General features: G+C 47.6%; 22 protein-coding genes. 19 read left to right on the top strand and 3 right to left on the bottom strand.

The window, feature by feature from the left end; translation table 11 throughout:
- Window positions 1-64 precede the first annotated feature (64 nt).
- The 11 genes from uppS to NGM44_RS09045 all read left to right on the top strand — a co-directional run bounded on the left by uppS (window position 65) and on the right by NGM44_RS09045 (window position 13,259).
- A complete protein-coding gene (gene uppS, locus NGM44_RS08995; RefSeq protein ID WP_253223331.1) occupies window positions 65-826 on the top strand; it encodes a polyprenyl diphosphate synthase in 762 nt (253 codons plus the stop codon).
- A 101-nt stretch (window positions 827-927) separates the two neighbouring features.
- The gene (locus tag NGM44_RS09000) at window positions 928-1,776 is read left to right on the top strand and encodes a phosphatidate cytidylyltransferase (RefSeq protein ID WP_253223332.1); all 849 of its coding nucleotides are present in this window, start codon (window positions 928-930) and stop codon (window positions 1,774-1,776) included.
- Window positions 1,777-1,806: 30 nt separating this feature from the next.
- A complete protein-coding gene (gene dxr, locus NGM44_RS09005) occupies window positions 1,807-3,054 on the top strand; it encodes a 1-deoxy-D-xylulose-5-phosphate reductoisomerase (protein WP_253223333.1) in 1,248 nt (415 codons plus the stop codon).
- Entirely contained in the window at window positions 3,051-4,427 is a 1,377-nt protein-coding gene (gene rseP, locus NGM44_RS09010; RefSeq protein WP_253223334.1) for an RIP metalloprotease RseP, read from the top strand. The genes dxr and rseP overlap by 4 nt, the downstream gene beginning before the upstream one ends.
- 205 nt (window positions 4,428-4,632) lie before the next feature.
- Window positions 4,633-7,140 carry an outer membrane protein assembly factor BamA gene (gene bamA, locus NGM44_RS09015; RefSeq protein WP_253223335.1) on the top strand — a complete coding sequence of 836 codons (2,508 nt, stop codon included), beginning with the start codon at window positions 4,633-4,635 and terminating at the stop codon, window positions 7,138-7,140.
- On the top strand, window positions 7,140-8,153 hold the full coding sequence (lpxD, locus tag NGM44_RS09020; RefSeq protein WP_253223336.1) for a UDP-3-O-(3-hydroxymyristoyl)glucosamine N-acyltransferase: 1,014 nt from the start codon (window positions 7,140-7,142) through the stop codon (window positions 8,151-8,153). Before bamA ends, lpxD begins: the two co-directional genes overlap by 1 nt.
- Window positions 8,154-8,179: 26 nt before the next feature.
- Window positions 8,180-8,707: a 3-hydroxyacyl-ACP dehydratase FabZ gene (fabZ, locus tag NGM44_RS09025; protein ID WP_253223337.1), complete on the top strand. Its 528-nt coding sequence runs from the start codon at window positions 8,180-8,182 to the stop codon at window positions 8,705-8,707.
- Between the two features lie 2 nt (window positions 8,708-8,709).
- Window positions 8,710-9,483, top strand: coding sequence for an acyl-ACP--UDP-N-acetylglucosamine O-acyltransferase (lpxA, locus tag NGM44_RS09030; RefSeq protein ID WP_253223338.1), 774 nt, complete (start codon window positions 8,710-8,712; stop codon window positions 9,481-9,483).
- Window positions 9,484-9,752: 269 nt separating this feature from the next.
- Window positions 9,753-11,240: a sodium-dependent transporter gene (locus NGM44_RS09035; protein WP_253223339.1), complete on the top strand. Its 1,488-nt coding sequence runs from the start codon at window positions 9,753-9,755 to the stop codon at window positions 11,238-11,240.
- A 10-nt stretch (window positions 11,241-11,250) separates the two neighbouring features.
- Window positions 11,251-11,379: a methionine/alanine import family NSS transporter small subunit gene (locus NGM44_RS09040; RefSeq protein ID WP_253223340.1), complete on the top strand. Its 129-nt coding sequence runs from the start codon at window positions 11,251-11,253 to the stop codon at window positions 11,377-11,379.
- A gap of 353 nt (window positions 11,380-11,732) precedes the next feature.
- Complete coding sequence (locus NGM44_RS09045; RefSeq protein ID WP_253223341.1) at window positions 11,733-13,259, top strand: acetyl-CoA hydrolase/transferase family protein; 1,527 nt, start codon at window positions 11,733-11,735, stop codon at window positions 13,257-13,259.
- A gap of 111 nt (window positions 13,260-13,370) precedes the next feature.
- On the opposite strand, the gene NGM44_RS09050 is transcribed toward NGM44_RS09045, so the two are convergent.
- Window positions 13,371-14,648 carry a bifunctional O-acetylhomoserine aminocarboxypropyltransferase/cysteine synthase gene (locus NGM44_RS09050; protein WP_253223342.1) on the bottom strand — a complete coding sequence of 426 codons (1,278 nt, stop codon included), beginning with the start codon at window positions 14,646-14,648 and terminating at the stop codon, window positions 13,371-13,373.
- Between the two features lie 288 nt (window positions 14,649-14,936).
- On the opposite strand from NGM44_RS09050, the gene argC reads away from it, so the two are divergent.
- Entirely contained in the window at window positions 14,937-16,010 is a 1,074-nt protein-coding gene (gene argC, locus NGM44_RS09055; protein ID WP_253223343.1) for an N-acetyl-gamma-glutamyl-phosphate reductase, read from the top strand.
- Window positions 16,011-16,190: 180 nt separating this feature from the next.
- Window positions 16,191-17,135, top strand: a complete 945-nt coding sequence (locus NGM44_RS09060) for a D-alanyl-D-alanine carboxypeptidase family protein (RefSeq protein WP_253223344.1) — start codon at window positions 16,191-16,193, stop codon at window positions 17,133-17,135.
- 59 nt (window positions 17,136-17,194) lie between these two features.
- On the opposite strand, the gene NGM44_RS09065 is transcribed toward NGM44_RS09060, so the two are convergent.
- Together NGM44_RS09065 and NGM44_RS09070 are read right to left on the bottom strand one after the other, a co-directional pair.
- Window positions 17,195-18,088 (bottom strand): M15 family metallopeptidase, encoded by an 894-nt coding sequence (locus tag NGM44_RS09065; protein WP_253223345.1) that lies wholly within the window; start codon window positions 18,086-18,088, stop codon window positions 17,195-17,197.
- A 21-nt stretch (window positions 18,089-18,109) separates the two neighbouring features.
- Window positions 18,110-18,655, bottom strand: coding sequence for an SH3 domain-containing protein (locus tag NGM44_RS09070; protein WP_253223346.1), 546 nt, complete (start codon window positions 18,653-18,655; stop codon window positions 18,110-18,112).
- A 210-nt stretch (window positions 18,656-18,865) separates the two neighbouring features.
- Between NGM44_RS09070 and NGM44_RS09075 the strand changes: the two genes are divergently transcribed.
- The 6 genes from NGM44_RS09075 (at window position 18,866) to NGM44_RS09100 (ending at window position 24,727) form a co-directional block, all read left to right on the top strand.
- Entirely contained in the window at window positions 18,866-21,031 is a 2,166-nt protein-coding gene (locus NGM44_RS09075) for a cation-translocating P-type ATPase (RefSeq protein ID WP_253223347.1), read from the top strand.
- A gap of 297 nt (window positions 21,032-21,328) precedes the next feature.
- Complete coding sequence (gene lolA, locus NGM44_RS09080; protein WP_253223348.1) at window positions 21,329-22,000, top strand: outer membrane lipoprotein chaperone LolA; 672 nt, start codon at window positions 21,329-21,331, stop codon at window positions 21,998-22,000.
- A 67-nt stretch (window positions 22,001-22,067) separates the two neighbouring features.
- Window positions 22,068-22,769, top strand: coding sequence for a DUF305 domain-containing protein (locus NGM44_RS09085; protein WP_253223349.1), 702 nt, complete (start codon window positions 22,068-22,070; stop codon window positions 22,767-22,769).
- Window positions 22,770-22,864: 95 nt separating this feature from the next.
- On the top strand, window positions 22,865-23,083 hold the full coding sequence (locus NGM44_RS09090; RefSeq protein WP_253223350.1) for a heavy-metal-associated domain-containing protein: 219 nt from the start codon (window positions 22,865-22,867) through the stop codon (window positions 23,081-23,083).
- A gap of 233 nt (window positions 23,084-23,316) precedes the next feature.
- Window positions 23,317-23,919, top strand: coding sequence for an NADH-quinone oxidoreductase subunit A (gene ndhC, locus NGM44_RS09095; RefSeq protein WP_371923490.1), 603 nt, complete (start codon window positions 23,317-23,319; stop codon window positions 23,917-23,919).
- A gap of 136 nt (window positions 23,920-24,055) precedes the next feature.
- A complete protein-coding gene (locus NGM44_RS09100) occupies window positions 24,056-24,727 on the top strand; it encodes an NADH-quinone oxidoreductase subunit B family protein (protein WP_253223351.1) in 672 nt (223 codons plus the stop codon).
- The last annotated feature ends 80 nt before the right edge of the window (window positions 24,728-24,807 follow it).

A 24,807-nucleotide genomic window follows, 5' to 3' on the forward strand; every position in this document is an offset into this window, starting at 1 on the left:
ACCACAGCAGTAAGCAGGCGACAAAACAGACAGCGACACACAGCGAACAGTAACAGCGAAGATTATGACCACCACGCTTTTGCCACTGGCAACCACCCCTAAGCACATCGCCATCATTATGGATGGGAACAACCGCTATGGCAAAGCCCAAAAGCTTGCTGCAGGGGCAGGGCATATCGCAGGCAAAGATGCGCTTGATCCGATCGTTGAGCATTGCTTGGCGCGTGGCGTGCAGGTGCTGACGGTGTTTGCGTTTTCTAGCGAAAACTGGGCAAGACCTGCCAATGAAGTTGAGCTACTCATGCAGCTGCTTGAGCAGACGATTCACGAGCAGATGCCAAGAATGCACAAATACCGCATTCGCCTGCGTTTTATCGGTGATCGCAGTCAGTTATCACCACAGCTTGCCAAGCTTATGAGTGATGCTGAAGCGACGACGGCGCAGTTTGACGCGATGACTTTGGTGATTGCCATCAGCTATGGCGGGCAGTGGGATATCGCTAATGCAGCACAAAGCTTGGCGCGACAAGTAGTAGATGGCAGTATCAAGCCTGATGACATCACTGCTGAGTCGTTGGGTCAGGCGGTGCAGCTGGCAGATCTGTCTGCGGTGGATATGCTGATTCGCACAGGCGGTGAGTATCGCATTTCGAATTTTTTGCTGTGGCAAGCGGCGTATGCTGAGCTATTTTTCACGCCGACATTGTGGCCGGAATTTACCCCTGATGAGCTTGATCGGATGATGCAGGATTTTGCCAATCGTGAACGCCGCTTTGGTATGACCAGTGAGCAAGTCCAAAGTGGCGCAGCACAGACAGCTGAATGATTGACTGATTTTGTATTTATCCAGTAATTATCATACTGAATTTATCGACCAAACAGGTTATACATCAAACGATTACATATCAAACAAAGGCAACTTAAACCATGTGGCAGCGTATCAAAACCGCAATCGTGCTTGTGATCATCGTGGGTTTTGCACTCTTTGCAAGCTCGATGCCGATTTTCGTTCTGCCATTATTGGCGGTGGGTGTGCTGATTGCTGCGCATGAGTGGACGAAGCTGATGCCCAAGGTCAAATATCCTGCGCGTTTTATTTTGGCGGTGCTGCTTTTGACCATATTGTCGGTCTTTGTGCCGTGGACTTGGGTGGCTTGGTGGGCGGTATCGCTTGGTATTTGGGTAATGGCGACCGCGTGGGTGTTACAGTATCCGGCGCAAGAAAAATGGTACGGCAAGCGACTGGTATATATGGGCGCGGTGATTTTGACCGCGGCGATTACCGCGATGTATGGACTGTGGCAGATGTCACCGTGGTGGCTGATGTATGTGTTTTTGCTTGTGTGGTGCGCAGACAGCGGCGCGTATTTCGTCGGTCGTAAACTGGGTAAACGCAAGCTTGCACCAAATGTATCGCCTAATAAAAGTATCGAAGGCTTGATCGGTGGCTTGGTGACAGCAGGGATTGTGACGGTGATTGTTGGTAATTATCTGCAGTTATCAGGCACGGCTCTGGCGTTGTTCTTATTATTATCCGCTGTGACTGTCTTGGCAAGTGTGCTGGGTGATTTGTTCGAATCCATGCTTAAGCGCCGCGCAGGCATTAAGGACTCAGGCAGTATCTTACCAGGGCATGGCGGTGTGCTAGATCGCATCGATTCGCTGTTATCTGCCACGCCTGTGTTTGCCTTTGGTTTTTGGCTATTATTAAAGCTTGGCGTCTTTACCGAAGTGTGGATTAAGATGCACTTTGCCGCCATGCGCATTCCTTTTTAATTTGAAAAATTAGCATAACCATTCAATACAATGACAAATCACACCACAACCCCACAAAATATCGCCGTGCTTGGCGCGACAGGCTCAATCGGTGACAGTACGCTTGCCATCATCAGACAGCATGCCGAGCGTTATCGCGTCTATGCGCTGTCAGGCTTTGGGCGTGTGGATAAATTGTTTGAATTGGCGTGTGAATTTCGTCCCGTCAAGGTCTGCACATCCGCGGAGAATCACGCGATTTTACAAGACAAACTTGCCAAACAAGGGTTTAACATCGAAGTGCTATCAGGCGATGACGGACTGGTGCAGATCGCCAGTGATGCACAGGTGGATACTGTGGTGGCTGCCATCGTTGGTGCAGCAGGCTTGTCATCGACATTGGCAGCGGCGCGTGCAGGTAAGCGAATTTTACTTGCCAATAAAGAATCGCTGGTGATGGCAGGCAGGCTTGTGATGAACGCAGCACGGCAGCATGGCGCGGTGATTTTGCCGATTGATTCTGAGCATAACGCCATTTATCAGTGTCTGCCACAAGCGGTGCAAGCGGATAATACCGCCATTCATCACGCCAAACATGGTATCAAGCAGCTGTGGCTGACGGCATCAGGTGGCGGGTTTTTGTACAAATCCATCGATGAGATGGCAGTGGCAACGGTCGCTGATGCGGTCAAGCATCCCAACTGGTCTATGGGGCAAAAAATCTCCATCGACTCAGCGACGATGATGAATAAAGGGCTTGAGCTGATCGAAGCATGTCATTTGTTTAATCTGAATGAACAAGACATCCAAGTGGTGATTCACCCAAATAGCGTGGTACATTCACTGGTGGAATATACTGATGGCAGTTTCTTAGCGCAGCTTGGCAGTCCTGATATGCGCACACCGATTGCGCATGCATTAGCTTATCCTGAGCGCATCGATGCAGGCGTGGCGACACTTGATTTGTATCAGCTTGCGGATTTGAAATTTATCAAGCCTGATTTGGATAAATTTGTCGCGTTAAAGCTTGCGCGAGCGGCTGCCAAGCAAGGCACAGGCGCGTGCATTACGCTCAACGCCGCCAATGAAGTGGCGGTAGCGGCTTTTTTAAATGAACAAATTCGCCTAACCGACATCGCCAAAGTCGTGGAGCTGTGCTTACATGATACGCGCATCACATCGCAGTTTGGGCAAGATTTCAGCGATGAAAATCAAGGACTGGATCATATCATGGCGCTAGATCAGCTTGTGCGTGAAGTCGCTGAGCTTAAGATTGCTCAACTGGAGCAGTCAGCGTGAATGCCTTGTACATGATACTTGCCGCCATCTGCGTGCTTGGACCGTTGGTGGCGCTGCATGAATTTGGGCATTATATCGTCGCGCGACTGTGCGGTGTGAAGGTGCTGACTTATTCGATTGGCTTTGGACCAAAATTATTCGGCTGGACAAGTCGCCGTTCTGGGATTGATTATCAAATCGCTGCCATTCCTTTGGGTGGCTATGTCAAGATGCTTGATGAGCGCGCTGAAGTTGTGCCAGATGAGCTAAAGTCGGTTGCATTTAATAACCAACACCCCCTAAAGAAAATCGCCATCGTCGCAGCAGGGCCTGTGATGAACTTCATCATCGCTATCAGCTTATTTTGGGTGCTGCTATTATTCCCAAGTGAGCAGCTTGCCACGCGCATTGGCAAGATCGTCACCGATTCACCTGCCCAAAGCAGCGGACTTGTCGTCGGTGATGAGATTGTCAGCATTGATGGGCGCGCTGTCAGCACTTGGCAGGATACCGCCTACGCGCTTGCCGATAGCATGGGCGAGAGCCGTAATATCGTGGTGGGCGTAGTGCGTGATGAGCAAGCCTTGACGCAGAATGTTGCTGTTGAGCGATTCATGCAGCCGACAGGTGAGCAGACGCAGACCCAAGACCCTTTGACAGCGCTAGGGATTTTGCCATATCAGCCCGTGATCGCACCTGTGGTAGGTGAAGTGGCGGCAGACAGTGCGGCGGCATTGATGGGGCTACAAGTCGGAGATAGATTCGTCAGCATCGATGGTGTCGCGGTCAATGACTGGGTAAGTGCCACCGAGATTATCCGCAAAAGCCCTGAGAAGATGCTTGCCGTCGTCATCATTCGTGATGGCAAGCAGCTACCGATCAAGCTCATGCCACGCGGTATTAAGACGCGAGATGGCGTCATCGGTCAGCTTGGTATCAAGCCACACATCGGCGATGAACAGCTGATTCCACCTGAATACATCAAGACCATCCAGTATTCGCCAGTCGAAGCGGTAGGCAAGGCATTTAGCCGCACCTATGAGCTGTCGGTGATGACGGTCAGCTCACTGGGCAAGATGATCACAGGGATGATTGGGCTTGATAATCTGTCAGGACCGATCACCATCGCTGAAGTGTCCAAAGACAGCTTTGAGATGGGTTGGAAGCAGGTGCTATCGACGGCGGCGATGATTAGTCTAAGCCTAGCTGTGCTGAATCTATTACCGATTCCTGTGCTTGATGGCGGGCATTTGATATTTTATACTTATGAGCTGATTCGCGGTAAGGCGATGTCAGAAACGGTGCAGGCGGTGGCGTTTCGCATGGGTGCGATATTGCTTTTATGTTTCATGGTGCTTGCAATTAGTAACGACATCATGCGTGTTTTTGGCTAAGCACTGTTTTTATGCTACAGTAAGATTATTTTTTGTATATTTGCGTTTTTGTACTTGCCAAATGCGGCGTTTTCGCTTACCTTTAGTGTTTTATTATTCACATGAATGACAGATGCCTGCTGATCGCGCGTTATTTGGTGTTTGGTGGGCCGATTTATCCGAAAGGGATGAAGGCACTGATTTTTAATTTTAGTTGGATAGACTTATGCGTAGTTCTTATTTTTCTGGCTTTGCTAAAACGGCCATCGCGACCGCTGTTGTGATGGTGATGAGTGCACAAGCAAAAGCTGACTTCGTTGCCAATGACATTGCCATCGATGGCTTGCAACGCGTGACGATCGAAAGCTTGCAAACCACTTTGCCGATTCGCATGGGGCAGACCGTCACTGATGAACAGCTTGCCCAGAGCATCCGCGCCTTGTACGCGACTGGTAATTTCAGCGATGTGCAAGCTGATGTCAATGGCGATCAAGTGGTGTTTCGCGTGACCGAGCGCCCAACCATCGCTGAGCTTAATTTTGATGGCAACCGTCTGATTCCAAAAGACGCCCTTGAACAAGGTCTAAAATCAAGCGGCTTGGTCGTCGGTGGTGTATTAAAGCAAGCCACCATTCACGCGATCAAAAACGAGCTTGAAAACCAATACGCCAGCCAAGGCTATTACAACACTGAAATCAATGTCAAACAAACCGAGCTAGATGGCAACCGCGTCAAGCTGGATCTTGAGTTCGTCGAAGGTAAGCGCGCACGCGTCGTGGATATCAATATCATTGGCAATGAGCATTTTAGCGATGACGATCTGCGCCAAGAGTTTATCCTAAAAGACGGTTCATGGAATCCGCTGTCACGCTCTGACCGCTACACCCAAGAAAAAATGGCAGCCAGTATCGAGAAGCTGCGCGCCAAATACTTGAACGATGGCTTTGTGCGCTTCACCATCAATGACGCCAATCTGAACATCGATGAAGAAAAAGAAAAAGTTTTTATCGAAGTGGCAGTGACTGAAGGTGAGCAGTATAAGTTTGGTAAAGCAAGCTTTGCTGGCGAGACCACTTATCCAATCTCAGAGCTTAATGAGTTGGTCGCCTTTAAAGAAGGGGATACTTATTCACAAGCCAAGATGGATGAGACCAGTACCGCCATCGCCAATAAATTCGGTGATGATGGCTACTACTATGCTCAAATCCGTCCAGTAAGCCGCATCAATGATGCCACGCGCACTGTGGATATCGATTATTATGTCGATCCTGTGCGTCCTGTGTATGTACGCCGTATCAACTTCAGCGGCAACCACAAGACCAAAGATGAAGTCTTGCGCCGTGAGATGCGTCAGCTAGAAGGTGCATTGGCATCGAACCAAAAAATTCAGCTGTCGCGCGCGCGTCTGTTGCGTACAGGCTTTTTCAAAAATGTCGTCGTCGATACACAGCCAGTACCGAACTCACCTGATCAAATCGATGTCAATTTCGTCGTCGAAGAACAGCCATCAGGCTCATCGACCATCGCCGCTGGCTATTCACAAAGTGGCGGTATGACATTCCAGTTCGATGTATCTCAAAATAACTTCATGGGTACAGGTAATCGTGTCTCAGCAGGTCTGTCGCGTTCAGAGACACGCGACTCGTACAATCTGTCGATGACCGATCCGTATTTCACGGTCAATGGCGTTTCACAGACCATCGGTGCATACTATCGTAAGACCAAATATGATCCAAAAAACCTAAGTAACTATGTACTAGACTCCTATGGCGGTAACCTAACTTATGGATATCCAATTGATGAAAATCAGCGCATTAGCGGCGGTCTGAATATTGATAATGTCAAGGTGCAGGGTAGTGTTAGAATGGGCTTGAGTAATGTTGTAAGCCTATTGGAAGATGGCGGCACGGCATATGGGGGTTATATGTCTAAAAACGCATCACCTTATAAGGAAGGTGACTTTGTGCACCAAAACTTTGAGAATACGTATAATACATACAATGCTATACTAGGTTGGTCTTACTCAAGTTTAGATCGTCCTGTGTTCCCAACTGAGGGTCAAAGCCATAATGTGGATTTAACTTTGGGCTTTGGTGATAAGACCTATCAAAAACTGGTTTATACCGGTAACTACTATAAGCCACTTTATAAAGGGTCTATCTTGCGTGGCTATGCTAAGCTTGGCTATGGTAATGATTTACCATTTTATGAAAACTTCTATGCCGGTGGTTATGGCTCGGTGCGTGGTTATGACCAATCAAGTTTAGGGCCATTATCGCAAGAATATGTGAATGTACAAGCTGCTGCATATGCGTTGAAAAATAGCGTTGGCGGTGATAATGCCCAAGCAATTTTGGATGGTACAACCAGTTTCCGTGGTCAAGAAGTTGGCGGTAATGCCTTGGCAACTTTCGGTGCTGAGCTGATTTTACCAATGCCGTTTAAGGGTGATTGGGCGGATCAAGTGCGTCCAGTGGTGTTTGTCGAAGGCGGTCAAGTCTTTGATACCACTGATCACAAAGATCAAGTCATTGACCTAAAAACCATTAACCCAAATCTAACTGGTCAAGCTAAGCTGATGAGAAGCGACAATGAGCTGCGTTATAGTGCAGGTGTTGGTGTGACTTGGTACACCGCCATCGGCCCGATCTCGATCAGCTATGCTAAGCCGCTGAACGCCAAAGAATACGACGAAACTGACAACATTCAGTTCCAAATCGGTAGTATCTTCTGATGGTAACATTAGCTACGATCATTGACGCGATTGAGCATCGTCAAGCGGTGCTCAATAAAGATCAGCTTGATTTGACACATGAGCTGACAGGCGTTGCCAATTTAGCCACTGCCAATGCATCGCAGTTGGCTTTTTTGGCGCAGGCCAAATATTTGCCTGAGCTTGTTGGTTCGCAAGCAGGCGTGGTGCTGATCTCTGAGAAATTCGCCACCGCCGATGAAGCCATGCGGACTGACGCCATTAAGGTGGTGGTCAAAGATGCATATTTGGCGTATGCGTGCGCAAGTGTGCTATTTGCACCAAGTATCTCGCCAAGCATCGCACCGACAGCGCAGATCGCTGCATCTGCCATGGTCGGTGAGCGTGTCAGTATCGGTCATTATGCGGTGATCGGTGAAGGCGCAGTCATCGCCGATGGTGTGAGTCTCGGTGCGCACGCTGTGATCGCCGATGGTGCGATCATCGGCGCTGATAGCATGATCGCAAGCCATGTATTTATCGGTCATGGCTGTGTCTTGGGCGCACGCGTGCGTGTGCATAGTCATGCCAGTATCGGTTCAGAAGGCTTTGGCTTTGCCCCTGCGGTATCGGCAGATGGCTTACAGTGGCAGCGTATCACGCAGCTGGGTCGTGTAATCATCGGCGATGATGTGCGTATCGGTAGTAGTACCTGTATCGATCGCGGTGCGGTCGAAGATACTGTCATCGGCGATCATGTCATCATCGATAATCTGGTGCAGATCGCGCACAATGTCCGTATCGGTCGCGGTACAGCCATCGCCGCCAAAGCAGGTATCGCAGGCTCGACCACCATTGGCAGTAACTGTATCATCGGTGGTGCAGTTGGTATCAATGGACACCTAACCATCGCTGATGGCGTAACTTTCACAGGCATGGCAATGGTCATCGGTGATGTCACTGAAGCAGGTACTTATTCATCAGGTACAGTCGCTATGCCACAAGCCAAATGGCGCCGCGCCGCTGTCAAATTCCGCCAAATGGGCGAAAAATAATTTATCTTTCATAGGAAAATCACAGTATGTCAGTATCAATGATTGATCACGAACTGCTAAGCGATGCCGACATCGCTGCCTTGAATGAACGCGGCGTAACATTGCCGCTGCGCTATGATCAGATCAAGCACTATTTGCCACATCGTTATCCATTCATGCTGATCGATCGCGTCACGGCAGTGCGCTGTGATGAGTGGATCACAGGCTACAAGAATATCAGTATCAATGAAGAGCTGTTCAACGGTCATTTCCCTGACAATCCAATCATGCCGGGTGTGTTGATGGTCGAAGCGATGGCGCAGCTGTCTGGGATTTTAAGCTTCATCAGTGCAGGTCAGTCATCGGATGATGGCTATCTGTATCTGTTCGCTGGTGTGGATAAGGTGCGTTTTAAGCGTCTGGTGCAACCGGGGGATCAGCTGGTGATCCGTGCCAAAACCATCATGAATAAGCGCGATATCTATAAATATGCCTGCAGTGCTTATGTCGATGAACAACTGGTCTGCAGTGCTGAGCTGATGCTTGCGCGCCAAAAAGTTGAACAGATGGGGTAAATATGAGTATTCATCCAACAGCAATTATCGACCCAAGTGCACAAATTGACGAAACCGCCACCATCGGTCCATACTGTATCATCGGCAGAAATGCCAAGATCGGTGCGCATACTGTCTTGCGCCGTCATGTCATCATTGGTGAGAATACTACGATTGGCGCACACAATGACATTTATCAATTCGCAAGCGTCGGCGAAAATCCACAGGATCTAAAATACGCAGGCGAAGAGACTTATCTTGAGATCGGTGATTATAACCGTATTCGTGAGTCTTGCACCATTCACCGCGGCACAGCCCAAGATCACGGCATCACCAAAATCGGCAGCCATAATCTGTTCATGGTCAATGTCCATATCGCGCATGACTGCGCGGTCGGTGATTATAATGTGCTTGCCAATAATGTTGGTGTAGCAGGGCATTCACACATCGGTAATCATGTGATCATCGGCGGTCAGTCAGGTATTCATCAGTTTTGCCGTATTGATGACTACAGCATGATCGGTGGCGCAAGCTTGATACTAAAAGATGTCGCGGCATTCGTCACTGTCTCTGGTAATCCTGCCAAGACACACGGCCTGAATAAAGAAGGTATGCGCCGCAAGGGCTGGTCTGCTGAGACGATCAAAGCCATTGATAGCGCTTATCGCGTGATCTTCCGCTCAGGACTACTGCGCGATGAAGCGGTGGAACAGCTAGAAGAGCTGGTCAAAGACGAACCAAAAATTCAGCTATTGATTAACTCGATCAAAAACAGCGAGCGTGGTCTGATCCGCTGATTTGGCGACAAAAACACCCAAAGACTGCGAATTTTTGCAAAGTAAATACCCATAATGCACAATATTATGGGTATTTTTTCATTTATAAATTGACTTTTTTTGTTTCTTAATTCAAACTATCATTCTAGGTTTTGTAACCTTAATGTAGTTTCAGGGATGTTTTTGTGCCAACATGACATGGCAGGACATCTTGGTTATGGACAATGAACATCGACATTGCAAAATAGCAATGTTTGAATTTGATTTTATTTTATTGATTTGGAGGGCTTATGTCGGCACAACGCGAAAGTTGGTCAGCACGCTCTGGCTTTATTTTGGCAGCCATCGGATCGGCTGTCGGCTTGGGTAACATTTGGCGTTTCCCTTATGTTTCCTACGAAAACGGTGGCGGTGCGTTTTTTATTCCGTATTTGATTGCACTGGCGACTGCAGGTTTTCCGCTATTGTTCCTAGATTATGTGGTTGGTCAGCGTTATAAGGGCGCGCCACCGACTGCTTATCGCCGTTTGGTGAAATCTGCTGAAGGCATCGGTTGGTGGCAGGTGGTGGTGTGTACCATCATCGGTATTTATTATGCGTCAGTCCTAAGCTGGGCAGGCAGCTATACGGTGTTTGCCTTTGATCAAGCATGGGGCGAAGACACCGAAGGCTTTTTCTTTAACACCTATCTACAGAACGCCAGTGAGATGACGATGGCGTATTCATCGGAGCTTCTGATCGGTCTTGTGATCGTTTGGGCGGCGGTGCTGTTGATTATGTATGGTGGTATCCAAAAAGGCGTTGAGCTGTCGAACAAGATTTTCATCCCGCTATTGGTGGTGATGTTCGGTATCTTGGTTGGCCGTGCGGTGACTTTACCAGGTGCTACCATGGGCTTAGATACTTTCTTTAACCCAGATTGGGCGAAGATGGCTGATCCAAAAGTATGGCTAGCGGCTTATGGTCATGTCTTCTTCTCGATGTCGATCGGCTTTGGTATCATGGTGACTTATGCATCGTATCTGAACCGCAATGCCAACTTGACAGGTTCAGGCTTGGTGGTTGGTTTTGCCAACTCAAGCTTTGAGCTATTGGCAGGTATCGGTATCTTCTCGGTGCTTGGCTTTATGGCGCAGGCATCAGGCGTACCAGTATCAGAAGTGGTCTCAGGTGGTATCGGTCTTGCGTTCGTCGCTTTCCCAAAAATCATCTCTACCATGGGTGATGCAGGCACGATCGTCGGTATCTTGTTCTTTGCTTCATTGACAGTCGCTGGTATCACATCAATGGTATCGATCCTACAAGTGCCAATCTCAGCAGTGCAGGATAAATTTGGCTGGTCAAAAAACAAAGCCGTCACCATCGTGGGTCTGGGCTCAGCGATCGTTTCTATCGCGCTATTTGGCACAAAGAACGCCATCACTTTCGTCGATGTCATCGATAACTTCGCGAACAACATCGGCATCGTGCTAGGTGCAATCCTATCGATCATCTGGGTAACATGGCTAAACCGCCGTTTACTACCGACTTTGATCAATCACATCAACGCAATCTCAAGTGTGAAGGTTGGCTTTGTGTGGTCATTCATGCTGACCGTGGTGACGCCAGTGGTCTTGATCGTTACTTTGGCATTGTCGCTACAGACGCTATTCACTGAAGGTTATGGCGGCTATCCGACGATGACGCAAGTGATCTTTGGTTGGGGTGTGGTGATTTTGGCTGCCTTGGCTGCTTTGATTCTTCCAAGTGTCAAAGGTCATGAAACGCACGAAAAATAAGGAGTGAGCCATGAGTTCTACAGCATTGATTGTCATGATCGTGGCGATGATCGCGATTTGGGGCGGTTTGATTTTATCATCCATTCATCTGATCAAAAATCCAGATATTGATTTGGATAAAGTGCCTGCCGATCATTGATCTTATCGGTTACAAAAACACGCCAAGTGCTGCATTTGGCGTGTTTTTTTATTTGGGGTGGATTTACTTTATTATCATAGATTTGGCTGTTTTGAAAATTAAGAAAAACTTTTTAAAATATGATGATTTTTAACAAGATTTGTCATGGTAAGGTACATAGTCTGATAGATGATTCTGGACGAAATTGACAATAATTTTAAATGATTAAAAATCAAAAATCTAAAAATTCGCAAAATGTTTGTACAGCCTATTTATTTCATCGTCATCTAGTGGTACAATTTTATCAATTTACAGTTGTAAATTTTTCGTTTTACCAAGTTTTTGGATAAAACAATATCATTAGGAGTATTATTATGTCTATCGATCGTATTCGTCATGCAGGTCTGCGTGACAAGGTAATGAGTGCAGAGCAAGCTGCAGAATTTGTCAAAGATGGCATGAATCTTGCCATCACTGGTTTTACTGGCGCAGGCTATCCAAAAGCCTTGCCAACTGCCATCGCAAACAAAGCTAAAGAAGCACACGCACGCGGCGAAAAATTCAGCATCGGTATGGTAACAGGCGCATCAACCGCCCCTGAGTGTGATGGCGTCTTGGCAGAAGCGAACGCGGTACATTTCCGCTCACCATTCCAATCAGATCCTACCTTGCGCAACAACATCAACGCAGGCCGTACCGCTTATCAAGATATGCACCTGTCGCATGTCGAGCAGCAAATGCGTCAAGGTTTCTATGGCGAATTTGACATCGCCATCGTTGAAGCGTCAGGCATCACCGAAGAAGGTCACATCATCCCTGCGATGGGTATCGGTCATGCAGTAGAAGCGATCAAATCAGCTAAGCAAGTAATCATCGAAGTGAATGCTGCACAAAATGTTGGCCTAGAAGGTATGCATGATGTGTATGGTGAAGTGGGCTTGCCGCCACATCGTAAGCCAATCCCATTGGTCGGTGCTTTTGACCGTATCGGTACGCCATACATCGAGTGCGCTCAAGACAAAGTTGCGGCAATCGTCCTAACCAACGGTGGTGACCGTAACTCAAAATTCGCTGATCCTGATGATGTCTCAATGCGTATCGCAGCGCAAATCATCGATTTCCTTGACCATGAAGTCAAAGCAGGTCGCCTACCTAAGAGCCTATTGCCACTACAATCAGGCGTGGGTAATGTCGCGAATGCGGTGATGGCAGGTCTGTTAGATGCACCATTTGAAGATTTGACCGGTTACACCGAAGTACTACAAGACGGTATGCTGGATCTGATTTTGGCTGGTAAGATGAAGCACGCATCAGCGACTGCATTGTCATTTAGCCCAGATGCACTACAACGCTTCAATGACAATATCGAATTCCTGCGCGATAAGCTGATCCTACGCCCAATGGAAATCAGCAACAACCCAGAAATTATCCGCCGTCTTGGTATCATCGGCATGAACGCGATGATCGAAGCGGATATCTATGGTAATGTGAACTCAACCCATGTCATGGGTACCAAGATGATGAACGGTATCGGTGGTTCGGGCGACTTTACCCGTAACGGCTTCTTCTCGTTCTATGTCAGTCCATCGACCGCAAAAGGCGGCGCGATTTCATCAATCGTCCCAATGGTCAGCCACCACGACCACACCGAGCATGATGTGATGTTCATCGTCACCGAACAAGGTATGGCAGATCTGCGCGGTAAAGCACCTAAGCAACGCGCTAAGCTAATTATCGAAAACTGTTCACACCCAGATTATCGCGATATGCTGCGTGATTACTACGATCGCGCGTTGGCAGCGAGCGAAAAAGCAGGCGGCATCCACACGCCACACATTCTGCTTGAAGCACTGTCATGGCATCAGCGTTTCGTTGAAACTGGTGATATGCGTATCAAATAATCTGCTATCATTAGCAAAACCGCCCGAAAGTTTTCGGGCGGTTTTTTGTTTATGGGAATGATAAACGCATTGCAATCAATGGTTTTTGTGGATTGGGTTGGTATTGATTGATTATACCTTATCCAATGCCTGCGCCAAATCTGCAATCAAATCATCGATATGTTCAATGCCGATTGATAAGCGTACCATATCCTCGCTCACGCCAGCAGATTTTAGCTCTTCGGCATTGAGTTGGCGATGTGTTGTTGTGGCAGGGTGACAAGCTAGGCTTTTTGCATCACCAATATTGACTAAGCGGGTAAATAGCTGCAGAGCATCAATGAATCGTGTACCGCCAGCTTTACCATCTTTGACCCCAAAAGATAAGATCGCAGATGGTTTACCGCCAAGATATTTCACCGCCAGCTGATGCTGTGGATGGTTTGGCAGACCAGCATAATTTACCCAGCTGACTTTTGGATGGTTTTGTAGGTATTCAGCGACTTTTTGGGCGTTTTCAGTGTGGCGCTCCATGCGTAAATTTAAGGTTTCTAAACCTTGTAAAATTAAAAACGCATTCATGGGGCTGATGGCTGCACCTGTATTACGAAGTGGTACAACTCGAGCGCGCGCGATATAAGCCGCCTCGCCCAAAGCTTCAACATAATTTACACCATGATAACTTGGGTCGGGCGTGTTGAGTGATTTAAAGCGTTCAGGATATTTACCCCATGGGAATTTACCACTATCAACGATTATGCCGCCAATACTGGTGCCGTGACCGCCGATGTATTTGGTCAAAGAATGTACAACAATATCAGCACCATGCTCAAAAGGCTTAAGAAGTGCAGGCGTGGCAACGGTATTATCAACAATGACTGGTACGCCATATTCGTGCGCAATGGCGCTGATGGCAGTCAAATCTACAATATTACCCAAGGGATTGCCGATAGATTCGACAAAGATTAGCTTGGTTTTATCATCAATTTTATCGCGTATTTGTTCTGGTTGATTACCATCAAAGAATCTTACCTCGATGCCTTGTTTTGGCAGGGTATGAGCAAAAAGGTTGTAAGTGCCACCGTATAGCTGACTGACCGAGACAATGTTATCACCTGCTTCGGTGATGGTCTGAATGGCATAGGTGATGGCAGCCATGCCTGAGGCTAGGGCTAGACCACCAATCCCACCTTCTAGTGCTGCGACACGCGCCTCAAGCACAGCGGTGGTTGGGTTCATGATACGGGTATAAATATTGCCTTGTACTTTTAGATCAAATAAATCTGCGCCGTGCTGCGTGTCATCAAAGGCATAAGAGGTGGTTTGATACATTGGGACGGCAACGGCTTTGGTGGTTGGGTCAGGGCTATATCCTGCATGAATGGCAAGGGTTTCATCTTTAAAGCTCATGTTATACACTCCATTGGTTGTAAAAATAGTAGAGTCAGTTAAAAGTACACTGTTTGCATAGAATACAAGGCAGGGTTTTATTGTTCGACATTTCAATGATGAGGTTGAAATAGTATAACGAAAATCATTGGGCTTCTTAATGCTGTTTTGCCACAAGCTTATGAGTGATTTTCATAATCAGTCTAAATTATCAATTATAATTTATTAAATAAAATACATTCTCATTGCAATTACTGACAGTTTGGGCTAAGATTAGGGCGTATTTTTACATTACAATAAGGATTACTCATGTCACAAACCATCTCAGTTGGTATCGTCGGCGGTACAGGCTATACAGGCGTTGAGCTATTGCGTATCTTGAGCCGCCATCCACAGGTGTCGGTCAAATTTCTGACTTCTCGCAGTGAAGCGGGCAAAAGCGTCAGTGAAATTTTCCCAAGTCTGCGCGGCGTGTGCGAAGTTGCCTTTAGTGATATGACTGATGAGACGATGGCGCAGATGGGTGATGAGTGCGATGTGGTGTTTTTTGCGACGCCGCACGGGGTGGCGATGACACACACGCCTGCACTGGTGGCAAAAGGCGTGAAGGTGATTGATTTGGGTGCGGATTTTCGCTTACAATCACTTGCCGAATTTGAGCAATGGTACGGCATGGCGCACACTTGCCCAGATGTGCTCAAAGACAGCATCTATGGTTTGACCGAAGTGACGCGCGATAAGGTAGCGACGGCATCAGTGATCGCTAATCCGGGCTGCTATCCGACGACGGCGATTTTGGGTCTAAAGCCTGTGATCGACACCGAAAACAGCCAAAATCAGCCGCTTATCGATGGTCGTATTATCATCGATGCCAAATCAGGCATCTCGGGTGCAGGTCGCCAAGGCAAGCTAGGCATCAGCTATGCTGAGACGGCGGATAATTTCAGTGCTTATGGCGTGGCAGGACATCGCCACAGCCCAGAGATCGCTCAAGGTGTACAGGCGGTGCTAGGTGCGAATTTTACGCATAAGATTCGCTTTGTGCCGCATCTGGTACCGATGATTCGCGGTATGCTCAGCACCATTCATGTGCCGCTGTCACAGACGGGCGAGCAGGTGGATTGGCAAGCGGTGTTTGAAGCGGTATATGTTGATGAATATTTCATCGATGTACTGCCAAAAGGTGCGCTGCCTGATACGCGCTCGGTGCGTGCGTCCAATAAGCTGCGTATCGCGGTGCATCAAGATGGCGATATGCTGACCATCATTGTAGTGCAGGACAATCTGGTCAAAGGCGCGGCGGGGCAAGCGGTACAAAACATGAATGTGATGTGCGGTCTGCCTGAGACGATGGGACTTGAGCTTGTGCCTGTCGTTCCTTGAGCGTAGTTCTTGATATTAGATGAATAAAAAAGCCAAATTCGTGATGAGTTTGGCTTTTTGATTTGAATAAAATAGGGCGACGATTTCACAATCATGGTTAAATGTTAAGATTTTTAAAATTGATAGAAAAGCAGATTAAAATCCGTTATAATCATTTTATTTTAGATGAGTGTTTACTGTATGAAATCAGCGCACTATTTGCTATTGGGTGCAGTGGTTGTAAGTATGACTGCCCATGCGCAAAATACACAAACTGCCACCAAGCGTAATTTTTTGGTCACAGATCATTCTACTTATGAAAATCAGCAACAAAAACCTGTACCACAAAAAACCGTTGCTGAGCCTATACAAGCCAAGCCGCTGTCACAGTTTTTAAAACAAAATGCCGTCAGTGGGCAAAATTATGCGACCGATGCCGCTGTAGCACCTACGACAGTTACCGCCATGCAAAACCCTTTGACTGTGCCTTTTGAAATTAACGGTCGCGTGCATACGCCTGTTGCTGCCAGTAAGTTTGAAAGTGTGGTGATGCCAAGCACACCTACGATCGCGCCAAAATCAGCATTGGTATCAGTAGTTGAACAAGATGCTGATAACACTGTCGATGTCATGCCCGAATGTACACCAAATAAAGCCGCCAAAAGTGTTGGCATCAGTCATTTTAAATTTGAAGAAACGCCAAAAACTGACTTAGTCAGCGTGGGTAAATATTTGGTGCATAAAGATGCAGCGCCGTCTTTGCGTCAGATGATGGCAGATGCCAAAGCAGCTCGCGCGCCTTTGACTTTGGGTTCGGCATTTCGCTCGTTGTCGCATCAGCAGGATATTATCAATCGCAAAACAAGAGAAAAGAAACCTGCCAAACAGATTTATCGTTTCTCAGCGCCATCTGGGTATTCTGAGCATCATACAGGTTTGGCGGTGGATTTTTCACCGATCAATGACACCTTTGCCAACACCAAAGGCTATCAATGGCTGCTGGATAATGCAGCCGATTACGGTTGGTATCAGACTTTTACCAAGGAATATTCAGCCAAAAGTGGCGTGGCTGAAGAGAGTTGGCATTGGAAGTTTAAAGGTACAGATACCGCCAAGCGACTGTTGAAAAATGGTGATTGTCTATAATCTGCCCAATAAAAAAGAACCTAAAGTTAGGTTCTTTTTTATGCTTGTCATCTTATGATTTATGATGGGTGGCAAGGGCTGATACCAGTCACATAGTCAGCGACTGTGCCAAGTTCGCGCAGGGCTGCTGCACCTTTGATAGATTGACTGGTGACTAGAGCGAGAGTTTGTGGATCGCGGATTTGGTCAAAATACTGCTGTGCAGTTGGGATATGTGACCAGTGCCACGCTTCTTCGCTGTAGCCTTTGGTGCGGTTTGGACCATAGGTTTGGCAAAAACCATAGTTTGGCGCATTGGCGGCCAACCATTGATGCACGCGCATACCTTCTTTGCCATTCCAGTAGTTCAATGCCACGCTGTTAAAGTCAATCTCAGTACCCCAGTGATGGCGACTTGTACCGGGAAATGATGACCATTTTAAGATATCCAATGCTTTTTGGGTATCATTGTCAGCAGTATCGCCCCATTTATTTTCCCAAATTTGCTTTTGGCGCTTATAGGAACGGTAAGCAGAAACCACTGTCAGATTGATGCCATCAGCTTTGGCGGCAGCGATCAGTTGCATCAGTGGGTCATAGACATCTTTATGCACTTGTTCAGCCTTGGTGGTGTATTGGCTTGGAATGCCGACCAGTACATGATCGTTACCCACGCCATGCACTTCAGACAGCTTGCCTGCTGGTGCAGGTGCTGCGGTCGTTGGTGTTTGATCAGCGGTCAAGGCATTGGTCTTGACTGGTTGCTCTTGGGTAGTTTGTGGCTCTTGCTCTGCTGTCTCATCCAGTGTTTTGATTTCACCGATTGCCACAGGTTCTTGGGCGGTATTATCTGCCAACTCTGACTGCTGATCACCGACAAAAATCTTTTGCCCAAAGTACAACGCCATCAATGCGCCTGCAAGAAAAATCAAAATGCCAAGCGTCTTGACGCTGCCTGTTTCGTATTTTTTCATTATATATCCAACCGTATGGGCTTAGTAATTCAAATAGCCACCAAAGCTATAACCTGTCAAGCCTGTCGCGTCCTGAACTTTTACCCAACAGTTATAAATGCCGTTGATGGTTTCGCATTTGTTGGTTTCAGCGATGACATAGATCTGCTCAGTGGTGTATAGATAGCCGACTTTACCCGCACTGCGTGATGGGCTGCGACGTACCATGACATTGCTGCCGTGGCGTGTGATGACGGTTGCGGGCAGATTTACAGGAGTTTCAGAATAGGCAGGCTGTGCTGCTTTACGCGCAGGTGCAGGTGTTGCTGTTGTTTTTTGTTTTGGCGCAGCTTGTACGGGCGCAGCGACTTGTGGCTGCTGGACCACTTCTACTGGCTGTTGTGCTTGCACTTGTGCATTTGGATCTTGAACGATCACAGGTTGTACTGCTTGTGGCTGCTGTGCAACTTGTGCTTGCTGCTGTGGTTGTTCATCTGCCAAGATAGCGCGTGCGATGCTCTTGATGATATCCCCATCACAGCCTGTCAATGCAAGGCTTACCCCTGCAATCATAAAAATGCGTTTCATAACAACTCCTAAATTAACCAATTAACACTCATCAATCAAATTTTACCAAATTCTTACAGCCTTATCAATGAAATTTATTTATATGCTTAAACTGTAAATTAATCTATCCATAATCTTACTAAGCTGATCACCATGGCTGTGCTAACTGGTTGAAACTGCTTGACTTTTACCCAAGGTCAGGGTTTATCATATACAAAAAAGGATCTGATCATGAGTAAACAAATTCACCAACAATTTGCCATCACCGGCATGACCTGCCAAGCCTGCGCCAATCGTATCGAAAAAGTGCTGAACAAAAAACCTGCGATCAATAAAGCGACGGTGAATTTCGCCACCGAGACACTGCAGGTGGATTATCAAGCCGATGCCACAAGCAGCGATGAGATCATCGCATGGGTTCAGAAAACTGGCTTTGAAGCTACGATCGATAAACCCAAAGTCGATACACGCGTGCCGTGGCAGCTGTGGGTGCTGTTTGTGCTTGCGCTGCCATTTATGGTGGGGATGATCGGTATGATGATGGGTCGCCATGATCTGATGATGCCTGTGTGGGCGCAGTTTGTGCTTGCGACGATTGTGCAGGTGGTATTTGGCGCGCGCTTTTATCAAGGGGCGTGGGCAAGCGTGCGAGCAGGACTTGCCAATATGGATGTGCTGGTTGCCATCGGTACGACAGCGATTTGGGCGTATTCGACTTATATTTGGCTCACCGATCCGCACGCGATGCATGGGGTGTATTTTGAAGCGTCGGTGATGGTGATTGCTTTTGTAAGATTGGGTAAATTTCTTGAACATCGTACCAAGACCCAAAGTCTAGATAGTATTGAGCTATTGACCCAGTTGATCCCAAGTATGGTGCATAAAAAAGTCGCTGACGGCTTTGTTAAAGTGGGTATCGAGAGTGTGGCTGTTGGTGATGAGCTGCTTGCCAATACAGGGGATAAAATCGCTGTCGATGGCATGGTGGTGACAGGCGGCGCGCTTGCCAATGAAGCGCATCTGACAGGCGAAAGTATGCTTGTGCCTAAAGCCATCGGCGACACTGTCTATGCAGGCAGCACGCTTGGTGATGGCAGTGTGGTGTATCGTGCGGCGGCGACAGGTCAGGTGACCAAGCTTGGTGATATGATGAGTGCGCTTGCTGATGCCCAAGGCAGTAAGGCGGATATTGCGCGCTTTGCTGATCGTGTCTCGGCGGTATTCGTACCTGTGGTGGTGGCGATTTCGATCATTACTTTTGTGGTAAATTTTGGTTTTGGTTTGGGTTTTGACACATCCTTGATGCGTGCGGTGGCGGTATTGGTGATTGCTTGTCCGTGTGCCTTGGGGCTTGCTACGCCTGCTGCGATCATGGCAGGAATGGGCGTTGGTGCGCGACACGGCGTGTGGTATAAAGATGCGGTGAGCCTTGAGCGAGCAGGGCGCATTGATACCATTGTCTTTGATAAGACAGGGACGCTGACCACAGGCAAGCCAAGCGTGACCGCGATGCAGATCATTAATCATCGTTATCACGCCGATGAGCTGTTATCCATCGCAGCAAGCCTTGAACAATACGCTGCCCATCCGCTTGCGCACGCCATCATCAGTCACGCCCAAGACAGACGCCTACCGCTGTACACCGCCCTAGATGTCAGTACCGTCACAGGATCGGGCTTAATGGGGCAGATCGCAGGCGTCGGCAGAGTGCGTGTCGGTACGCCAAGCTTTGTCGGTATCGATGAGCAGGCGTTGGCAGGACTGGATACTGATTGGCAAGAGAAATCGGCGGCATCAACGCTTGTGGCAGTGTCGATTGATGATAAGCCTGCGGCGATTTTTGTGCTGGATGACACCATCAAAGACGAAGCAGCACGGATTATCACCGCTTTACAAGGTGCAGGTGTGCAGACGGTGCTGATGAGCGGAGATCGAAATTCTGCGGTCGCCAAGGTTGCAAATGCGCTGAACATTACTCATGCCACAGGGCAAATGTCACCACGCGATAAATTGTCCGCCATTGAGCGTTTGGCGGCTGATGGTTATCAGGTGGCGATGGTCGGCGATGGGGTGAACGACGCACCAGCGATGGCAGCAGCACAGGCAAGCTTCGCGGTCGGTGGCGCAACCGATGTCGCGCGCCACACTGCATCAGCGACACTACTCGGTGAGTCACTCAGCCATGTGTATTATGCTTATCACATCGCACAGCGCACTTTAGCTGCGATTAAGCAAAATCTATTTTTCGCCCTAATCTATAACTGCATCGGCATACCGCTTGCGGCATTGGGGCTGCTTAGCCCTGCGATGGCAGCGGCGGCGATGGCATTAAGCTCAATCTCGGTACTACTGAATGCCATTCGCCTAAAACGCTTGGATTTGACCACAAAGCTTTGATTTTAAGCTCAAGTTGGCAAGTGCAAGGATTGGTTTTGGTGTACAACATCTCACTTGACAACACTGCTAATTTGTCATAATTTGTTACAAATACTGCGAAAATTGCCAATTCTTACCAAAAATTGCGTCATTTGCCGAAAATTTGAGCAATTGCGTTACAAATGCGTGCAGCTGTTAGCATTTTTCATCTAGATTGCAACATATAAAACTGGCACAATGCACCCATATCGATGACGCGTTTTGATGTGCTTTTCTCGCGTTTTCATTTATAATAGATGAATTTTTCGGAGTTTACTTATGTCAAATTTTAACCAAACAGTGCGCGCAAGCCTTCTTAAAGCAGTGATGGCGACCACTGTCATGGGTGCTATCGCAGCCCCTGTATTAACCACCACGGCATATGCTGCCCCAGCCAGCCAAGCAGACGCGGTCAAGCAGCTAAATCGCCTACTTAGCAACACCAAATCAATGAGTGCAGATTTCGCCCAAACCACAGTCGCGGGCAAAAAAACCACCAAGTTCAGCGGCTCGATGAGCGTACAGCGTCCGAACCAGTTCCGCTGGGAAACCAAATCACCGGCAGAGCAGCTGATCGTTGCCAATGGTGATACGCTGTGGGTATATGATAAAGACCTACAACAAGCAACCAAGCAATCGGTGGGCAACCAAGTCGGCGAAACGCCAGCCTTGCTACTGTCAGGCGATGTCAATCAAATCAACCGTAACTTCACCGTCAGTCAGCCGAATGCTGCCAAGTACTATTTTGTCCTAACACCAAAATCAAACAACGCCAACTTTAAAAATGTCTCGATCAGCTTTAATGGTGGCAAGCCTGTGATGATGGTGCTTAATGACAACTTAGGTCAGACCACCAGTATTCGCTTTAGCAAAATCACCATGAATAAAAAGATTGATGCATCACAATTTAACTTCAAGCCACCTGCAGGCGTGGATGTCATCAGCCAATAATATCAAAGGCTGCCATGCTGTGCGCGTGGCAGCTTCCTTGGATTTTTTTTGAAAAATGGTTGGGTCTATGACTTGGGTTTTTCGTCATAAAGGGCTGACGGCGATGTTTGCCGCTTTGGTGCTGACGGCGTGTAGTCAAAATACCGCCAAAACCAACACTAAAGCAGGTGCGCAATCAGCTTCCTTGCAAGCCGAGCAAACAAACAGTGCCGATACCGCACAGATACAAGCATCAAAATACCGCCAAAAACTGCGTGATGCCATCGAGCAGATGCAGCACGAGACGATCGATGCGCCATCGGCACAAGGCAGGTTTGTGCAGGCGTTGAGTGCGCATCACCAAGCGGCGATCACGATGGCTTATACCGAGCTTCGCTATGGCAAAGATAACCAAATGCGCGAGTTCGCCCAAGCGATCATCGATGGCGAGCAAGCTGAGCTACAGTGGATGCGTGACTGGCAGCAGCGCGCGCAGACAGATGATGATCAAGCGGCGCAGATGCAGGGCAAATGGCTGAGTCTTCAGAAGAATCTGCAGGGTAAATTGGATCAACTGGGCAAGGGTCTGTCATCAGATCTACAGACGCCTGATGTGCTGTTTGCTCATGCAATGCTGTTACAGAACCAACTGGCGATCGATTTATCTGCCCAAATCATCAAGCTTGGCGCGGATGATGAGATCTTGGCATTAGCGCAGCAAAATATCGATGACCATACGCTGCATAATAATGAGCTTAATACTTGGCTTAAGCAAATCAATAATCCATGAACAAAATCCGATGTTTTAGCATTGGGATTTTTGCATTTTTGCCAAAAATATCGTAAAATAACCACGCTACAAAACAACAACAAGGATAATAACAAATGACAACATTACACTTATCCATTTCAGACATGACCTGTGGCGGCTGTACTGCCAGTGTCCAAAAAGCCGTGCAAGCTTTAGACGGTATCACATCGATTTCTATTGATTTGCCATCTCGTCAAGCGGTGATTGGCTATGATGAAGCGCAGATTGACCAAGATGCGATCTTACAAGCCATTGATGATGCAGGCTTTGAGCCAGAGATTATCACTGCATAAATTCACAATAAATCTTGAAAAATTAAAAATCATTGCTTTAACAATAATTATCGATCATAAAAAAGCAAGTTTTGTGTAAAAAATAAGCAAGATTATTTGTCATGGATATGGCGGCATAAAAATAAGAAATAATAATTTACAATCAAATTCATCACTAAAATGTCGTAATTGTTGGATTTATGTTATAATACCGCCGTTTTTATTCTAATAAAAGAAATCACACAGAGGTGATTATGTTAGCCAATTGGTCAGCGATCGCATTTTTGCTAGCCGCCGCTGGGCTAGTCGTTTTTATGCTGACTGTACCGCGTCTTTTGGGCGGTCGGTCATCAGGTCTCCAAAAACAAGAAACCTTCGAAGCGGGTGTGGTGTCAGCAGGTTCGGCGCGCATTCGACTGTCTGCCAAATTCTATTTGGTTGCCATTTTCTTTGTCATTTTCGATTTAGAAGCACTGTTTTTATACGCCTATTCGGTAAGCGTGCGTGAAGTCAATTGGTATGGCTTTACTGCAGCTGCCATCTTTATCGCCATTTTGTTTGTAGGTTTGATCTATGAAATGCGCTTGGGTGCGATGAACTGGGCGCCAGCAGATAAGCGCAAGAAAAAACCACGCATCCTATCTAAGCCTGCAGGGTTTGATCTAGCGAGCATCACTGCCTTCAATGGCATCGATGAGCTGCACACCGACCCAACAGGTAAAGTACCAGCGCAATCTTCAGGCCGTATCAATGTCTCAAATGACATTGAGAAAAATCGTGCGCACATGGCGAACATCGACCACATTAACACCACTGGCCGAGTTACCACTCAAGACTTTCGCCAACAGGATGACTGAATAAACAAGCGTTACGGCGAGTGCTGTGGCGTTTTGTTTTATCAATGACAAGGACATCTAGGGAAGTTTAGCGTAGGGATAGCGATCGGTTCTGAGCCGATCGATCACCAATAACCAAAATAAGAAGTGTACCGCTATGAAATACACACTAACCAAAGCCAATCCATCAAAAGAACAATTCCCAAAACAATCGCGCGAGCTGATTGACGACATCACACAAGCTGAAGTCGAGAAAAATGTCTTTATGGCAAAGCTTGAAGACCTAACGCACGCTGCAGCGAACTGGGGTCGCAAAAACTCACTGTGGCCGTTTAACTTCGGTACAAGCTGCTGCTATGTCGAATACGCCACCACCTTGACAGGCGTGCATGACTTGTCGCGATTCGGTGCAGAAGTTATCCGTGCGTCACCGCGTCAGGCGGATGTGATGATCGTAGCAGGGACTTGCTTTGTGAAGATGGCGCCAGTTATTTTGCGCCTGTATGAGCAAATGCTAGAGCCGAAGTGGGTCATCTCTATGGGTGCGTGCGCCAACTCAGGCGGTATGTATGACATCTATTCGGTCGTACAAGGGGTTGATAAGATTTTGCCTGTGGATGTGTATATCCCAGGTTGTCCACCGCGTCCTGAAGCACTGATCCAAGCCTTGATGCTGCTACAAGAATCAATCACGCACGAACGCCGTCCATTGGGCATTCACCTAGATGAGCATGGTATCATCCAGCCTGTGATGACCCCAGAGCGCGATCGCAAAAACGCAGAACGCATCAAAACGGTCAATCTGCGCAGCCAAGATGATGCTTGGTAAGATTTTAATCGATCATCGATCGCTTGTTACTTTCTAATTTAATCGGTGTTTGATGTTTTGATTGAACATCACTAAGGATA

The organism is Moraxella sp. FZFQ2102 (assembly GCF_024137865.1).
Lineage (GTDB): Bacteria > Pseudomonadota > Gammaproteobacteria > Pseudomonadales > Moraxellaceae > Moraxella.

Bases quoted from the DNA above. Each gene is read 5' to 3' on its own strand.
- NGM44_RS09035 (WP_253223339.1), top strand. From the start codon at position 9,753: ATGTCGGCACAACGCGAAAGTTGGTCAGCACGCTCTGGCTTTATTTTG.
- NGM44_RS09075 (WP_253223347.1), top strand. From the start codon at position 18,866: ATGAGTAAACAAATTCACCAACAATTTGCCATCACCGGCATGACCTGC.
- NGM44_RS09085 (WP_253223349.1), top strand. From the start codon at position 22,068: ATGACTTGGGTTTTTCGTCATAAAGGGCTGACGGCGATGTTTGCCGCT.
- bamA (WP_253223335.1), top strand. From the start codon at position 4,633: ATGCGTAGTTCTTATTTTTCTGGCTTTGCTAAAACGGCCATCGCGACC.
- fabZ (WP_253223337.1), top strand. From the start codon at position 8,180: ATGTCAGTATCAATGATTGATCACGAACTGCTAAGCGATGCCGACATC.
- ndhC (WP_371923490.1), top strand. From the start codon at position 23,317: ATGTTAGCCAATTGGTCAGCGATCGCATTTTTGCTAGCCGCCGCTGGG.
- NGM44_RS09090 (WP_253223350.1), top strand. From the start codon at position 22,865: ATGACAACATTACACTTATCCATTTCAGACATGACCTGTGGCGGCTGT.
- NGM44_RS09060 (WP_253223344.1), top strand. From the start codon at position 16,191: ATGAAATCAGCGCACTATTTGCTATTGGGTGCAGTGGTTGTAAGTATG.
- dxr (WP_253223333.1), top strand. From the start codon at position 1,807: ATGACAAATCACACCACAACCCCACAAAATATCGCCGTGCTTGGCGCG.
- NGM44_RS09040 (WP_253223340.1), top strand. From the start codon at position 11,251: ATGAGTTCTACAGCATTGATTGTCATGATCGTGGCGATGATCGCGATT.
- lpxD (WP_253223336.1), top strand. From the start codon at position 7,140: ATGGTAACATTAGCTACGATCATTGACGCGATTGAGCATCGTCAAGCG.
- NGM44_RS09045 (WP_253223341.1), top strand. From the start codon at position 11,733: ATGTCTATCGATCGTATTCGTCATGCAGGTCTGCGTGACAAGGTAATG.
- uppS (WP_253223331.1), top strand. From the start codon at position 65: ATGACCACCACGCTTTTGCCACTGGCAACCACCCCTAAGCACATCGCC.
- argC (WP_253223343.1), top strand. From the start codon at position 14,937: ATGTCACAAACCATCTCAGTTGGTATCGTCGGCGGTACAGGCTATACA.
- lpxA (WP_253223338.1), top strand. From the start codon at position 8,710: ATGAGTATTCATCCAACAGCAATTATCGACCCAAGTGCACAAATTGAC.
- NGM44_RS09050 (WP_253223342.1), bottom strand. From the start codon at position 14,648: ATGAGCTTTAAAGATGAAACCCTTGCCATTCATGCAGGATATAGCCCT.
- NGM44_RS09065 (WP_253223345.1), bottom strand. From the start codon at position 18,088: ATGAAAAAATACGAAACAGGCAGCGTCAAGACGCTTGGCATTTTGATT.
- NGM44_RS09070 (WP_253223346.1), bottom strand. From the start codon at position 18,655: ATGAAACGCATTTTTATGATTGCAGGGGTAAGCCTTGCATTGACAGGC.
- NGM44_RS09100 (WP_253223351.1), top strand. From the start codon at position 24,056: ATGAAATACACACTAACCAAAGCCAATCCATCAAAAGAACAATTCCCA.
- lolA (WP_253223348.1), top strand. From the start codon at position 21,329: ATGTCAAATTTTAACCAAACAGTGCGCGCAAGCCTTCTTAAAGCAGTG.
- NGM44_RS09000 (WP_253223332.1), top strand. From the start codon at position 928: ATGTGGCAGCGTATCAAAACCGCAATCGTGCTTGTGATCATCGTGGGT.